15 protein-coding genes are annotated in these 14,751 nt (G+C 68.2%); 5 read left to right on the top strand and 10 right to left on the bottom strand.

The annotated features are described in order from the left end of the window. Positions 1-6 precede the first annotated feature (6 nt). The 4 genes from qcrA to ASD65_RS00675 all read left to right on the top strand — a co-directional run bounded on the left by qcrA (position 7) and on the right by ASD65_RS00675 (position 3,853). Positions 7-1,065 (top strand): cytochrome bc1 complex Rieske iron-sulfur subunit, encoded by a 1,059-nt coding sequence (gene qcrA, locus ASD65_RS00690; protein WP_056217056.1) that lies wholly within the window; start codon positions 7-9, stop codon positions 1,063-1,065. Continuing rightward, positions 1,062-2,909: a cytochrome bc1 complex cytochrome b subunit gene (gene qcrB, locus ASD65_RS00685; RefSeq protein WP_056217053.1), complete on the top strand. Its 1,848-nt coding sequence runs from the start codon at positions 1,062-1,064 to the stop codon at positions 2,907-2,909. The genes qcrA and qcrB overlap by 4 nt, the downstream gene beginning before the upstream one ends. A 144-nt stretch (positions 2,910-3,053) precedes the next feature. Then, positions 3,054-3,473 (top strand): rhodanese-like domain-containing protein, encoded by a 420-nt coding sequence (locus ASD65_RS00680; RefSeq protein WP_056217051.1) that lies wholly within the window; start codon positions 3,054-3,056, stop codon positions 3,471-3,473. Positions 3,474-3,499: 26 nt separating this feature from the next. Then, positions 3,500-3,853, top strand: a complete 354-nt coding sequence (locus tag ASD65_RS00675) for a hypothetical protein (RefSeq protein WP_056217048.1) — start codon at positions 3,500-3,502, stop codon at positions 3,851-3,853. A 37-nt stretch (positions 3,854-3,890) separates the two neighbouring features. On the opposite strand, the gene ASD65_RS00670 is transcribed toward ASD65_RS00675, so the two are convergent. The 6 genes from ASD65_RS00670 to ASD65_RS00645 form a co-directional block, all read right to left on the bottom strand. Further along, positions 3,891-4,694, bottom strand: a complete 804-nt coding sequence (locus ASD65_RS00670) for a PP2C family protein-serine/threonine phosphatase (protein WP_056217047.1) — start codon at positions 4,692-4,694, stop codon at positions 3,891-3,893. Between the two features lie 4 nt (positions 4,695-4,698). Next, positions 4,699-5,139, bottom strand: a complete 441-nt coding sequence (gene ctaF, locus ASD65_RS00665; RefSeq protein WP_056217044.1) for an aa3-type cytochrome oxidase subunit IV — start codon at positions 5,137-5,139, stop codon at positions 4,699-4,701. Beyond that, on the bottom strand, positions 5,140-6,903 hold the full coding sequence (gene ctaD, locus ASD65_RS00660) for an aa3-type cytochrome oxidase subunit I (protein ID WP_056224331.1): 1,764 nt from the start codon (positions 6,901-6,903) through the stop codon (positions 5,140-5,142). Between the two features lie 2 nt (positions 6,904-6,905). Continuing rightward, positions 6,906-7,796 carry an aa3-type cytochrome oxidase subunit II gene (ctaC, locus tag ASD65_RS00655; protein WP_082561509.1) on the bottom strand — a complete coding sequence of 297 codons (891 nt, stop codon included), beginning with the start codon at positions 7,794-7,796 and terminating at the stop codon, positions 6,906-6,908. Between the two features lie 173 nt (positions 7,797-7,969). Beyond that, positions 7,970-8,335, bottom strand: a complete 366-nt coding sequence (erpA, locus tag ASD65_RS00650; RefSeq protein ID WP_056217037.1) for an iron-sulfur cluster insertion protein ErpA — start codon at positions 8,333-8,335, stop codon at positions 7,970-7,972. Positions 8,336-8,435: 100 nt separating this feature from the next. Next, complete coding sequence (locus ASD65_RS00645) at positions 8,436-9,833, bottom strand: dipeptidase (RefSeq protein WP_056217033.1); 1,398 nt, start codon at positions 9,831-9,833, stop codon at positions 8,436-8,438. 48 nt (positions 9,834-9,881) lie between these two features. On the opposite strand from ASD65_RS00645, the gene ASD65_RS00640 reads away from it, so the two are divergent. Further along, positions 9,882-10,460 carry a DUF3043 domain-containing protein gene (locus ASD65_RS00640; RefSeq protein WP_056217031.1) on the top strand — a complete coding sequence of 193 codons (579 nt, stop codon included), beginning with the start codon at positions 9,882-9,884 and terminating at the stop codon, positions 10,458-10,460. Between the two features lie 398 nt (positions 10,461-10,858). On the opposite strand, the gene ASD65_RS00635 is transcribed toward ASD65_RS00640, so the two are convergent. From ASD65_RS00635 to ASD65_RS00620, 4 genes are all read right to left on the bottom strand, one after another. Next, positions 10,859-11,881, bottom strand: a complete 1,023-nt coding sequence (locus tag ASD65_RS00635) for a quinone-dependent dihydroorotate dehydrogenase (protein WP_056217029.1) — start codon at positions 11,879-11,881, stop codon at positions 10,859-10,861. A 44-nt stretch (positions 11,882-11,925) separates the two neighbouring features. Continuing rightward, a complete protein-coding gene (nrdR, locus tag ASD65_RS00630) occupies positions 11,926-12,378 on the bottom strand; it encodes a transcriptional regulator NrdR (RefSeq protein WP_056217026.1) in 453 nt (150 codons plus the stop codon). Between the two features lie 12 nt (positions 12,379-12,390). Continuing rightward, positions 12,391-13,692 carry a histidinol dehydrogenase gene (gene hisD, locus ASD65_RS00625; RefSeq protein WP_056217018.1) on the bottom strand — a complete coding sequence of 434 codons (1,302 nt, stop codon included), beginning with the start codon at positions 13,690-13,692 and terminating at the stop codon, positions 12,391-12,393. 65 nt (positions 13,693-13,757) lie between these two features. Further along, positions 13,758-14,732 (bottom strand): hypothetical protein, encoded by a 975-nt coding sequence (locus tag ASD65_RS00620; RefSeq protein ID WP_156378756.1) that lies wholly within the window; start codon positions 14,730-14,732, stop codon positions 13,758-13,760. Positions 14,733-14,751: the final 19 nt, after the last annotated feature.

Below are 14,751 nucleotides of genomic sequence, written 5' to 3'. Positions count from 1 at the left end.
AGCACCATGGCACACGAGGACGACGCGCTCGAGCACGAGAGGGCTTCATGGAAGCCTTCCCCGGGGCTCGCCGTCGCTGTCAGCGACCCGGTGCAGACCCCGGCACTTCCGCCGCACCGCGAACGGGTGACCGACAAGGACCCCGCCGCGATGAAGAACGCCGTGCGGACGGTCTACACCCTGTTCTACCTCTCGGTCGCCGCGAGCATCTGGGCCGTTGCGGCCTACATGATCTTCCCGATCGAAAGCGGACAGATCGTCGACATCCGCAACAACAACCTCTTCATCGGTCTGGGAATCGCGCTCGCGCTGCTGGCCATCGGCATCGGTGCGATCCACTGGTCCAAGGCGATCATGTCCGACAAGGAGTTCATCGAGCCGCGTCACGCGACGCGTGGTCGCGACTCCACTCGTGAGGCCGTCGTCGAGGCGTTCACCGTCGCGAACGAAGAGTCCGGCTTCGGCCGCCGCGTGATGATCCGCAACTCGCTGTTCGCCGCGCTCGTCGCGTCGATCGTCCCGGGCATCGTCCTGTTCCGCGGCCTCGCGCCGGAAGGCGTGGACCCGGTCCACCAGCTCAGCCACACCATGTGGAAGAAGGGCATGCGCCTGGCGCACGACCCCTCGGGCGAGCCGATCCGCGCCGCCGACCTCACGCTCGGCGCCGCCGTCCACGTCATCCCCGAAGAGCTGGCCTCGTTGGGCCACCACGAGGGCTACCTCGACGAGAAGGCCAAGGCCATCGTCCTGCTCATGCGGCTCCTTCCCGAGGACCTCATCGAGACGGATGAGCGCAAGAGCTGGTCGTACGACGGCATCGTCGCGTACTCCAAGGTCTGCACCCACGTCGGCTGCCCCGTCGCGCTCTACGAGCAGCAGACGCACCACCTGCTGTGCCCCTGCCACCAATCGCAGTTCGACGTATCGGACGGCGCTGCAGTGATCTTCGGCCCCGCTGCACGCGCACTGCCGCAGCTGCCCATCGCCGTTGACGCCGAGGGCTACCTCGTCGCACAGAGCGACTTCCTCGAACCCGTCGGCCCGAGCTTCTGGGAGCGTCATTGAGCACCGCAACCGTCCCTCAGGGGACTGAGACCCGCGAGCCGAAGGCCTCGACGAACGACAAGCCCCTCGGCGGTCGATTCGTCGCCGGCGCGGCCAACTACATCGACGAGCGCACGAGCCTCTCCGGACTCGTGAAAGAGCTCGGGCGCAAGATCTTCCCCGACCACTGGTCCTTCATGCTCGGCGAGATCGCGCTGTGGAGCTTCGTCGCGGTGCTGCTGTCCGGCACGTTCCTGACGTTCTTCTTCCAGGCGTCGATGGTTCCGACCCACTACGCGGGATCCTTCATCCCGATGCGCGGTGTCGAGATGTCGGCCGCCATGGAATCCACGCTCCGCCTGTCGTTCGACATCCGCGGTGGCCTCCTGGTCCGGCAGATCCACCACTGGGCCGCCCTGGTCTTCGTCGCCGGCATCGGCGTGCACATGCTCCGCGTGTTCTTCACGGGTGCGTTCCGCAAGCCCCGCGAGCTGAACTGGGTCATCGGATTCATCCTGTTCATCCTCGCGATGGCCGAAGGCTTCACCGGTTACTCCCTCCCCGATGACCTGCTGTCGGGCAACGGCCTGCGCATCATCGACGGCATGGTCAAGGGCATCCCCGTCGTCGGCACCTGGATCTCGTTCCTGCTGTTCGGCGGAGAGTTCCCGGGCGATCAGATCGTCGGACGCCTGTACACTCTGCACATCCTGCTGCTGCCCGCGATCCTCGTCGGCCTGCTCGTGCTGCACCTGATGCTCATGGTCATCAACAAGCACACGCAGTTCGCCGGTCCGGCACGCACCAACAGCAACGTCGTCGGCTACCCGATGATGCCGGTGTACATGTCGAAGATGGGTGGCTTCTTCTTCATCACCTTCGGCCTCATCGTGCTGATCGCGTCGCTGTTCACGATCAACCCGATCTGGAACTACGGCCCGTACGACCCGTCCCCGGTCTCCGCCGGAACCCAGCCCGACTGGTACATCGGCTTCGCCGACGGCATGCTGCGCCTCATCCCGCCGCATCTGGAGAGTGTGATCTGGGACCGCACCTGGTCGTGGAACATCCTGATCCCGCTGGGCATCATCGGCATCTTCATCATCCTCGTGCTGATCTACCCCTTCATCGAGGCCTGGGTCACCGGAGACAAGCGCGAGCACCACATCGCCCAGCGCCCGCGCAACGCGGCAACGCGCACGGCCATCGGCGCCGCCGGTGTGACCATGTACGCCGTCATGTGGGCCGCCGCATCCTCCGACATCATCGCGACGCACTTCTGGGTCACGATGGAGGGCGTCATCCACACGCTCCAGGTCCTGCTCATCGCCGGCCCGATCATCGCCTACTTCGTCACGAAGCGGATCTGCATCGCGCTTCAGAAGAAGGACCGCGAGATCGCTCTGCACGGCTACGAGTCCGGACGCATCGTCCGCCTCCCCGGTGGCGAGTACATCGAGGTGCACCAGCCCGTCGACGAGTACGAGCGCTGGAAGCTGGTCGGACACGAGGAGAACGCTCCCCTGGTCGTCCGTCCCAACTCGCGCGGCAACATCCCGTGGCACGAGAACCTCCGCGCCTCGCTGTCGCGCTGGTTCTTCGAGGACCGCCTCGCGCCGATGACGCAGTCCGAGATCGATGCGGCTGTCGCGCACCAGACCCACCAGCTCGACCACATCGCCCACGATGAGGCCGAAGAGCTGCAGGGAGCCCACGAGCGCGCAGGCGTTCCGGATGCCCCGCTGCACCCGATCGACGACGGTCACAACTCGGAGACCGCGGTGCGACCGAGCAACGTGGTGGTGCCCGAGCCGGAGGCCGGCACGAAGCCTCCCAAGAACCGTGAGAAGGAGGGCGGCCAGTAACAGGCCCGCTCTTCCCGGACGCCCCGTCCACGACCCCGCTTCGGGTTCTCGTGGACGGGGCTTTCGCATGTGCGGCAGGAATCCGGCGAACCCTGACCGGCACAGGGCCGCGACGCTCCCCCGCGGCCGCGTAGCGTGACATCCATGACCGACGCCCTCGCCTACTTCTCCGCCAAGCTCTCCCATGAGACCGATCCGTCCGACGTGTACGCCGCCCAGAAGGCCGGCGAGGCGCTCGTGCTGGTGGACGTGCGCGGCGTCGAGGCGTGGGCACAGGGGCACGTCGTGGGCGCGCTGCACATGCCCTACGCCCAGATCGCCGCACGCGCCGCGACCGAGATCCCTGCGGGCGCCCGCGTCGTCGTGTACTGCTGGAGTCCGGGATGCAACGCCGGCGCGAAAGGCGCGCTCGAGTTCGCCCGGCTGGGCTACGACGTCCGCGAGATGATCGGCGGATACGAGTACTGGGTCCGTGAGGGACAGCCCACCGAGGACGCGGCGGGCCCGCTCCCCCGCACCTTCGATGCGCAGGTCATGGTGGTGCGCACGATGACGACCGCCTAGTGCGGGCTCGTTGATACGGTCGGAGGATGAGCGTGCACGAGGAATGGATCGAGCACCGGCGCCCCGACGGCGAACTGGTGGGATGGATGCGGCCCGAGTCCGACGGATTCGTGGTCATCGATCTGCTCGGTCGACCCGTCACCCCGGTGGTCGACTGGCTCACCGCCGAAGAGACCCTCGAGTCGACGGGGATCGGCTATCTCGCCGATCCGTTCGAACTGCAGCTGGCGGACGGCAGCTGGCTCCGGGTGCGCATCGTCGAGGTGTCGCAGACCGCGGTCCGCCTCAAGAAGGAGGACGGCGGCGCCATAGGAGGCCCCAGGAGCGAGTTCGCCCTGCCGTTCCCGGATGCCCGCCTCCGCCCTCTCGGGGCCGTGTAGCGCGACACAGCGCGCGTGGCGGGACGCTGACGGGCGCTCAGGCGCTGAGCGGTCCCGAGTCGAGCTCTTCGCTGAACATGACCGCTGCGGCGCCCGCGAAACGGGGCTCCTCCTGCAACGGCAACGCGCCGGCTTCCACGTCGCACACGACGGCCGTGACGTTGTCGCGCGTGCCCGCCTGAATCGCCAGCTGTACGATCGCGTCCGCCGCCTCGGCGGCGACCGCCACGCCGCGCAGCAGATCGGCGAGCATCGGCTCCGGCACGTAGTCAGTCACCCCGTCGCTGCACAGCAGCCAGCGATCGCCGTGCTGCGCCTCGACCAGCGCGACCCGCACGACGTCGTCCTCCGCCCCGCGCAGCGAGGCCGTGATGATGTTGCGACGAGGATGGGATGCCGCATCCTCCGACGAGACGAGGCCGCGCTCCAGCAGTTCCTGCACGTACGAATCATCGCGCGTCATCCGCGTCATCGTCCCGGAGCGCAGCAGGTACCCGCGGGAGTCGCCGGTGTGCGCCATCAGCAGTGTGCCGGGGACACTCGATCCGAAGAGTCCGGTGAGCGTCGTGGACATTCCGACCAGGCTCTGGTCGCGCGCCGCGTGGGCGCGCAGGTCCCAGTTCGCCAGACGGATGCGGGTGCGCAGATCTGCCGCGTCGTTCACCGTCCCGCGGGCGCCTGCGACGAGGCGATGCAGCAGGGCGGCCGAGGCGAGATCGCCTGCGGGTCCGCCGCCGACCCCATCCGCGACCGCGGCTCCCCAGGACGCCGCGAATGCGGAGTCCTGGTTCGCCGAACGGTAGGGGCCGACGTCCGAGACGGCGGCTGCGTCGAGCCGCACGACCTCAGCGTGCGAAGTAGCCGCGGTAGTACTCGTACACCCAGCCGACGATCGCGATGACGAAGACCGCGAGGCCGATCGGGAACATCCAGGCACCGACCGCGAGGCCGATCATGCCGAGCGCTGCCGAGAAGGCCAGCACGATGGGCCACCAGGACCAGGGGCTGAACTCACCGAGCTCGGGGTCGCCGTCGTCGATGTCCGCCGTCAGGATGTCGGACGGCAGTTCGCCGCCCTGCGCCGCGTGCACGCGCTGAACGAAGAACGCGATCAGACCGGCCATGAACGCGGAGAACAGCAGGGCGATCGTGCCGACCCATTCGATGCCGTGGTACCAGGCCACGTCGGGCTGGGCGTGGGCGATGATGTTCCACACCGTGTAGGTGCCGGCGACGAACAGGAAGAAGATCGCCAGCAGCCACCAGAGACTGAAGTTCGTACGCACTTACTTGGCCTCTCCTGCGACTCCACCGGCCGGGACGAGATCGGGCTCGTCCGCTCCGGGTCCGACTCCGTACTCGGGGCCCGCTTCGGGGTGGTTCAGGTCGAACGCGGGGCGCTCGCTCCGGATCCGCGGGATCGACGTGAAGTTGTGACGCGGCGGCGGGCAGGATGTCGCCCACTCGAGCGATGCGCCGTAGCCCCACGGGTCGTTGACCGTGACCTTCGGCGCCTTGCGGGCCGTGATCCACACGTTGAACAGGAACGGGATCATCGAGGCGCCCAGAATGACGGCACCGATCGTCGAGACCTGGTTCTGCCACGTCCAGCCGTCTGCCGACGAGTAGTCCGCGTAGCGACGCACCATGCCGTCGACGCCCAGCCAGTGCTGGATGAGGAACGTCATGTGGAAGCCGATGAACAGCAACCAGAAGTGCACCATGCCGAGACGCTCGTTGAGCATGCGACCGGTCCACTTGGGCCACCAGAAGTAGAAGCCGGCGAACATCGCGAACACGACCGTGCCGAAGACCACGTAGTGGAAGTGGGCGACGATGAAGTACGAGTCGGACAGCGCGAAGTCCAGAGGCGGCGATGCCAGGATGACGCCGGTGAGTCCACCGAAGACGAACGACACGAGGAAGCCGAGCGAGAACATCATCGGTGTTTCGAAGGTCACTGACCCTCGCCACATCGTGCCGATCCAGTTGAAGATCTTCACACCCGTCGGAACCGCGATGAGCATCGTCATGAGCGCGAAGAACGGCAGCAGGACGGCGCCGGTGACGTACATGTGGTGGGCCCACACGGCGACCGACAGAGCCGCGATCGCGATCGTCGCGTAGACGAGCGTCTTGTAGCCGAAGATCGGCTTTCGGCTGAACACCGGGAAGATCTCCGACACGATGCCGAAGAACGGCAGCGCGATGATGTAGACCTCGGGGTGGCCGAAGAACCAGAACAGGTGCTGCCACAGCAGGACACCGCCGTTGGCGGGGTCGTAGATGTGAGCGCCGAGCACACGGTCGGCGGCGGCGGCCAGGATGGCGGCGGCCAGGACCGGGAAGGCCATCAGGATCAGGATGCTGGTGACCAGCGTGTTCCAGGTGAAGATCGGCATGCGCCACATCGTCATGCCCGGGGCACGCATCGTGATGATCGTGGTGATGAAGTTCACCGCACCGAGGATCGTGCCGAAGCCGCTCATGCCGAGGCCGAGCATCCAGAGATTGCCTCCGGCGCCTGGTGAGAAGCTCGCACCCGCCAAAGGTTGATAGGCGAACCAGCCGAAGGCGGCCGCACCCTGCGGGGTGAGGAAGCCGGACACCGCGATGAGCGAGCCGAACAGGAACAGCCAGAACGCGAAGGCGTTCAACCGCGGGAACGCGACGTCGGGCGCACCGATCTGCAGCGGCATGATCACGTTGGCGAAGCCGGCGAACAGCGGCGTCGCGAACATCAGCAGCATGATCGTGCCGTGCATCGTGAACAGCTGGTTGTACTGCTCCTTGGTCGGGATGATCTGCATGCCCGGCTCGAAGAGCTCGGCGCGGATGATCAGCGCCATCACGCCGCCGAGCATGAAGAAGATCACCGAGGCGATCAGGTACATGTACCCGATGGTCTTGTGGTCAGTGGAGGTGATCCACTTGACGACGAGGTTGCCCTTCTGGTCCACGCGCGAGGCGCTCAGCAGAGCGGCCTGACGCGGGGGCAGCGTCGTCGGACGCCCGTGTGTCTGTTCCTCGAGAGGAAGTGTCGTCGCCATGATCACTCGCCTTCTGTGGCGTCGGTAGTCCCCGTGCCGGGCAGGTTCTGCAGCCGGTCGTAGGCGTCGTTGATGTCACCGGTCTGGCCGGCTTCCTGCAGAGTCGCGAGGTAGTCCTCGTACTCCGCTTCGCTGACCACCTTGACGTTGAAGAGCATGGCGGAGTGGTATTCGCCACACAGCTCCGCACACTTTCCGGCGTAGGTGCCTTCGCGCGTCGGGGTGAAGGACCAGTAGTTGTCCCGCCCGATGTACATGTCCTTCTTGTACAGGAAGTCGACCACCCAGAACGAGTGGATGACATCGCGCGACTGCAGCTGGATCTTGACCGTCTTGTCGACGGGCAGGTAGAGCGTCGGAAGCGCTTCCTGGTCGACGTCGCCGTTCGCGGCGGGCTCGGCCTGGACGCCCATGGTCCACACGGTGTCTTCGGCGTCATCGGCGTTGTACTGGAAGTCCCAGGCCCACTGCTTGCCGATCGCGGTGATCGACACGTCGGGGTTCTCGGTCTGCGTCTCGAGGATGACCTGGTCACGCGCCGTGAAGGCGAAGAACCCGATCACGAGGATCAGCGGAACCACCGTGTAGAAGATCTCGATGGGCATGTTGTACCGCATCTGCACGGGAAGGCCGGTCTGGCCCTTACGGCGGCGGTATGCGATGGCGGCCCACAGCAGGAGACCCCACGTGACGACGCCGACGGCGAGCAGAACGATCCAGGAATTCACCCACAGACCGGACACCATCTCGGTGTGGTTGGTCGCAGGGGTGCCGTCTTCGACGAAGCCCGGCAAGAAGCCGTTGAGCTCGGTCGGCGTGCAGCCTGCGAGAATGACGGCTGTAGCGATCCCGATGGGAACGACAGCCCAGCGGAGGCGGCGTTTCGAGGGCACGGTGCACCTTTCCGGGTCGCGAATAGGACAGTCGCCAGTCTAGGGCAACCTCCCACCCGATTCAGGCCAACCACCCAGGTCGAGCCCATCTCGAGCCAGATTCGGCAGGCCCCACCGGGGACGCCGAATGGCGCCTGCGGACGAGTCCGCAGGCGCCATTCAGGTCGGTCAGATCAGTGGAAGCTGTCGCCGCAGGCGCAGCTGCCGCCTGCGTTCGGGTTGTCGATCGTGAAGCCCTGCTCCGCGATCGTGTCCTTGAAGTCGACCGTCGCACCATCGAGGTACGGCACGCTCATGTCATCGATGATGACCTCGACGCCGTCGAAGTCGACGGTCGTGTCGCCGTCGAGGTAGCGCTCGTCGAAATAGAGCTGGTAGATGAGTCCGGAGCATCCGCCCGGCTGGACGGCGACGCGCAGACGGAGGTCATCGCGACCCTCCTGCTCGAGCAGGCTCTTCACCTTGAGCGCTGCGGCATCGCTGAGCGACACGCCGTGCGCGCGTACGGACTGATCGGTCGACAGTGCGGTGTCGGTCATGACTCTCCTTGACGGCAGCCCGGGACGGGCATCGTGAAACAGTCGCAGCGGAACTCTGCGTGTCTCGATTCTACGCCCCGCCCCGGCATCCGGCCCTGAATCAGCTCACAGTGCGTGCGTTGAGACGCTCGAGCAGCAGCGCCTCGGAGACGACGGCGTTCGTGAACGTCTCCAGATGCAGCGACTCGTTCGGGCTGTGCGCCCGCGTGTGCGGGTCCTCGACACCCGTGACGAGGATCTGCGCGGCCGGGAACTCGCGGACAAGGTCGGCGATGAACGGAATCGACCCGCCCACTCCGATGTCGACCGGCTCGACGCCGTATCCGTCCTGCATGGCGCCGCGTACGGTGTCGATCGCCCAGCCGCTCGTGTCGACCAGGAAGCCGTCTCCCAGGTCCACATCGCTGAACGTGAGCTGGGCGCCGAAGGGCACGTGCGCGCGCAGGTGAGCCTCGATGGCCTCGTATGCGGCGCGGGCCGGCTGTCCCGGAGCGACGCGCGCGCTGACCACGACGGTGATCTCCGGAGCGAGGGTGTTGGATGCCGCGGCCACACTGGTCGCGTCGATGCCCGTGACCGTGATCGAGGGCTTGTTCCAGATGCGGCTCAGGATCGTGCCGCGCCCGATCGGGCTGACACCGTCCGGCAGGCCGGCCTCGTCGCGCAAGGTGGCTTCGCTGTACTCGGGCGTCGCGGCATCCCGTTCCGTCATCCCGGCGACGGCGACCGCGCCGTCCTCATCCCACAGCGACGCCAGCAGCTTGACCGTGGCCATCATCGCGTCGGGCACAGCGCCGCCGAACATCCCGGAGTGCGACGCATGGTCGAGGGTGCGGACAGTGAGGGAGAAGCGCGCGTTGCCGCGCAGCGAGACGGTGACGGCCGGCGTGGTCGCGTCCCAGTTGCCGGAGTCGGCCACCACGATGACGTCGGAGCGGAGCGCGTCGGCGTTGTCGGAGAGGAACTGTCCGAACGAGCGGGAGCCGAACTCCTCCTCGCCCTCGATGAACAGGGAGATGCCGAGGTCGAAGTCGTCGCCCAGCCCTTCCTTGAGTGCACGGATCGCGCCGATGTGGGCCATGACGCCGGCCTTGTCGTCGGCGGCGCCGCGGCCGTACAGCCGCCCGTCGCGGACGGTCGGCTCGAACGGCGGGGTGTCCCACAACGCGTCGTCTCCCGGGGGCTGCACGTCGTGGTGCGCATAGAGCAGCACGGTGGGTCGCCCGTTCTTGGCGGCCCGCGAGGCGAGCACGGCCGGCTGCCCCTGCTCGTCGGTACCGGGGATGGCCGCGGTCTTGACGGTGACGCTTTCGAAGACCCCGGTCTCCTCCGCGAGGGCGGCGATGGCCGCGGCGCTGCGGACCAGCTGAGTCTGGTCGAACGCCGGCCAGGCGATCGACGGGATGCGCACCAGGTTGCCGAGATCGGCGAGTGCGGCGGGGATTCCGGCCGTCGCGGCATCGCGCACGGACTCGGGGCGGGACAGGTCTGAGCTCATGCGGGTAATCTTAAGGGAATCCCATTCACGTATCTCTCGAGGATCACTGTGGCCAAAACCCCCGCCGTCCCTGCATCCGAGGACGCCGCCGCCGAGGCGACCGCCTCCGGCGCGTCCGGAAAAGGACGCGCGACCCCGTCGCGCGCCGAGCAGGAAGCCGCGCGCAAGCGCCCCCTCGTCGCCGACACCAAGGAGGCGAAGGCCCGCGCCCGCGCGGATCTCGCCCAGCAGCGTGAGAAGGCGCGCCTCGGGATGGCCTCGGGTGACGAGCGCTTCCTGCCGGTGCGCGACAAGGGCCCGCAGCGCCGCTTCGTCCGCGACTTCGTGGACTCCGGCTGGCACCTCGGCGAGGCGGTCATGCCCGCGATGGTGCTCGTGATCGTCGCGACCTTCATCCCGCTGCCGGCGATCCAGTACTACTCGTTCATCGCGCTCTGGATCTTCATCCTCTTCGTGATCGGCGACATGATCATCACGTCGATCCGGGTGAAGAAGGCGGCGCGCGACAAGTTCGGCGCCGACCGCATTGAGAAGGGCCTCGGCTGGTACGCCGCGATGCGCACCATCCAGATGCGCTTCATGCGTCTGCCCAAACCCCAGGTCAAGCGCGGTCAGCACCCCGCCTGATCGCGGTCGCGGTCGCACCGACTCCGGTCGGTCTTTCCAGCGCGCCACGGTGTTTCCCTGGCGCGCCGGCGATTCCAGTGCGCCAGGGTTATTCCAGCGCGCCACAGCGTCGGAGGTCACCACATCGTCGGTCGCGGATACCGCGCGTCGATCCGACACAGTGGCGATCACCGACCGTGGGGTGCCGTGAACGGGGCGAGCACCCACTCAGGTCCGGCCGCGCAGGCAGGCCCCAGTGTCCAGGGTCGGGCGCTGGTCGGTCGGTCGCGCGCGCCACAGCGTCGGAGATCACCACATCGTCGGTCGCGGGCACCGCGCGTCGATCCGACACAGTGGCGATCACCGACCGCGAGGTGCTGCGGCCGCACGGGCGATGCGCGGACCCGGACACCGCGCAGCTACCGGGCGAGAGCCCGGTTGATCTGGCGACCCCAGAGCGGGCCGCGGTAGATGAACGCCGTGTAGCCCTGCACCAGCGTCGCACCGGCCTGCAGCAGCGCGCGTACGTCATCCGCGGTCTCCACTCCCCCGACCCCGATGACGCAGAAGTCCGGATCGGGGGCGGTCTCGCGGACCAGACTCACGACCTCGAGCGCGCGCTCGCGCACCGGACGACCCGACAGCCCGCCGGCCCCGGCAGCTTCGACGACTGCCGCGTCCGTGGCGAGGCCCTCGCGGCTGATCGTGGTGTTCGCGGCGATGACTCCGGCCAGACCGAGCTCGACGGCGAGCCGCGTGATCGCGACGACCTCGTCGTCGGTCAGGTCGGGCGCGATCTTCACGAGCATCGGCGTGGTGCCGGCGGCATCCTTCACGGCCTTCAGCAGCGGTGCCAGTGTCTCCACCGCCTGCAGCGTGCGCAGGCCGGGCGTGTTCGGTGACGACACGTTGACCGCGAGGTAGTCGGCCAGGGGCGCCAGCAGCGTGGCGCTGCGGACGTAGTCGGCGGTCGCGTCAGCGACGTCGACGACGCGGCTCTTGCCGATGTTCGCACCGATCACCGGACGGCGCTTGCGAATACGGAGCTTGCGCAGGCGGCGGGATGCCGCATCCGCTCCTTCGTTGTTGAAGCCCATGCGGTTGATCAGTGCGTGGTCCGCGACGAGGCGGAACAGCCGCGGACGGGGATTGCCGTCCTGCGGGATCGCCGTGACGGTGCCGATCTCGACGTGGCCGAACCCGAGTGCACCGAGCCCTGCGGCGCCGATGACGTTCTTGTCGAAGCCCGCGGCGATGCCGAACGGCGAGGCGAACTCGAGTCCGAGGGCGCGCGTGCGCAGCTGCGGCGCCGGCGCGGTGAGGCCGCGCGCGATCCAGGAGAACGGCGGCACCCCCGCGAGACGGATGACGAGCATCGCCGAATGGTGGGCGGACTCGGGATCCATGCGCGACAGAACAGCGCGGAAGAGGAGGGGATACATCCCTTCCAGATTACCGGGCCTACGCCGGGCTGCCTCTCGGAGGTTCAGGCGTGGTGGTCGGCGCGGAGCTGACCGATCGCCGTCTCGAAGTCTTCGAGCGAGTCGAACGCCTGGTAGACGCTGGCGAACCGCAGGTAGGCGACCTCGTCGAGCTCGCGCAGCGGTCCGAGGATCGACAGGCCGATCTCGTTGGCATCGATCTGCGAGGCACCGGTCTGGCGTACCGACTCTTCGACGCTCTGGGCGAGCATCGCGAGGTCGGCGTCGGTGACCGGTCGGCCCTGACAGGCCTTGCGCACGCCCGCCATGACCTTCTCGCGGCTGAACGGCTCGATCACGCCGGAGCGCTTGATGACGTTCAGACTGGCGGTCTCCGCGGTGGTGAATCGTCCCCCGCATTGCGGGCACTGACGGCGGCGGCGGATGCTCAGGCCGTCATCGCTCGTACGGGAATCGATGACGCGGGAGTCGGGGTGGCGACAGAAAGGGCAGTGCATGGCATCGACAGACTACGCCTCGAAGCGTGCCTCGACCGCTTCCCCGTGCGCCGGCAGCACCTCGGCGTTGGCCAGCGTGACGATTCCATCGCGTACCGCGGCCAGCGCTTCGCGGTCGTACTCGATGACCTGCTGCGGACGCAGGAAGGTCGACGCCGAGAGACCTGAGGCGTACCGGGCCTGCCCACCGGTGGGCAGGACGTGGTTGCTGCCGGCGAGGTAGTCGCCCAGGCTCACGGGCGAGTGATCGCCGACGAACACCGCGCCCGCGTGCACGAAATCCTCCGGACTCGGGTCCGTCAGATGCAGTTCGAGGTGCTCCGGGGCGTACGCGTTGCTCAGGGCGGTGGCCGTCGCGAGATCGTCCACCAGGATGATGGCCGACTGCGGACCCGCCAGGGCCACGGCGACGCGCTCGGCGTGCAGGGTGCGCGGTGCCCGGACCGCGATCTCGTCCGCCACGGCGGCCGCGAGCGTTGCGGATGCCGTCACCAGGACGGCGGCGGCCTGCTCGTCGTGCTCGGCCTGGCTGATCAGGTCCGCGGCGACGAGGCGGGCATCCGCGCTGTCGTCCGCGACGATGAGGATCTCGGTCGCTCCGGCCTCGGCATCCGTTCCGACCAGACCCGCCACCGCGCGCTTGGCCGCGGCGACGAAGTTGTTTCCGGGGCCGGTGACGACGTCCACCGGCGCGAGGCCGATCGAGGCGACACCGTGGGCGAGGGCGCCGATCGCACCGGCGCCGCCCATCGCGTACACCTCGGTGACGCCGAGCAGGCGTGCCGCGGCGAGGATCACAGGGTGCACGCGTCCACCGTGCGAACGCTGCGGCGGCGAGGCGAGGGCCACTTCGGTCACACCGGCGACCTGCGCGGGCACGACGTTCATGACGACGCTCGACGGGTAGACGGCCTTGCCGCCGGGCACGTACACACCGACGCGGCGCACCGGCTGCCACCGCTGGGTGACGCGCGCGCCGGGGCCGAGATCGGTCACGATGGCGGGCGGAATCTGCGCCGCGGATGCCGCGCGCACCCGTCGGATGGCCTCTTCCAGTGCTGCGCGCACAGTCGGGTCGAGCGCGTTCAGGGCCTCCTCGAGGTGAGCCTCGGGCACGCGCACCGCGTGTCCGGAGACGCCGTCGAAGCGCTCCGCCTGGTCGCGGAGGGCGGCTTCGCCGGTCTGCGCGACGTCATGAACGAGGGCTGCCGCCGTGGCCAGGGCCTCCTCGCGCGCTGCGGAGGCGCGCGGAACGATGGCGAGGAGCTCGGCCGCGGACAGCTCGCGCCCGCGGAGATCGATGGTGCGAAGCATCCCTCCAGGCTACCGCGTGCCGGTGGGCGGCTCGGCCGTCGCCGACACGGGAGGACCCGCGAGGATCAGCCGCGTGTGACGCCGCTGACGTCGTGCAGGTAGCCCACGCGTCCGTCCTCGTGACGCACCACGAAGGCCGATCCGCGGTCCTCGATCACCAGGGCCCACGCGGTCGGTCCGACGCGGAAGATCGGCGCCCCCGACTCGTCGTACACGTCGCGATCTACCGGCACGAGCGCCCAGAAGGCCTGGTGGCTCGTGGTCGGCTGCGGGCCGGTGTAGGTCTGCTCTGCCGTGCTCTGCTCGGCGGAATCCCATCCGGCCGCCTGCGCGCCGGTGTCGCTGAACTCGGCACTCGCCGGGGCATACGCGTTCTCGGACGCGGCGAACCCCGCGGCGGCGAAGTCGACGGGCTGGTACTCCCCCGTCGGGTACGCCTCGGGCTCGCCCGCGGCCGGTCGCGCCTCGGGAGCGGGGCGTGCGGAAATGGGGCGGATCGGGCGCGCGTTGCGGTGTGCCGGCACCTCGCGGCGATCGCGGAAGTCTTCGCAGATGACCGGGATGAACGGCGCCAGCACGGTGAGCACGACACCGGCCAGCATCATGACGAGCTGCACCCACATGACCCAGGAGCGCACCCAGGGTCCGTCGGCGACGACGATCGCGATGCTCTCCCAGAGGAGCTGGATCCACAGCACGGCCGACACGGAGAACGCGACCGACGCGAACTGGTCGATCCCGAGCGAACCCACCCGGCGGATGCCGTCGGGCGAGAGTCGACGCAGGACGATCAGGAAGACCGCGGCCGTGGGGACGCCGATCGTGAGGATCCACAGCAGCCCGGAGGTCCATACCGAGTCGAAGCGGAGGGCGCTGACGGAGAAGAAAGAGACCACGAAGGCGACCAGCCACACGCCGGCCAAGGCGACCTCACGGATCGAGAACGGGCCGACGCCGTACTGCGGGGGCGTCTCCGGGACCGACTCGGGGTTCGACTCGACGTCGATCTCGATGTCCTCGTTCAGCTGCTCGTCGTTCACGATCTATCCTTCCGGGTCG

It is taken from the genome of Microbacterium sp. Root61 (genome assembly GCF_001427525.1).
In the GTDB taxonomy this organism is placed as follows: domain Bacteria; phylum Actinomycetota; class Actinomycetes; order Actinomycetales; family Microbacteriaceae; genus Microbacterium.
Note: the sequence above shows the minus strand (reverse complement) of the source record. Positions and strands in the feature narration are given on the sequence as shown.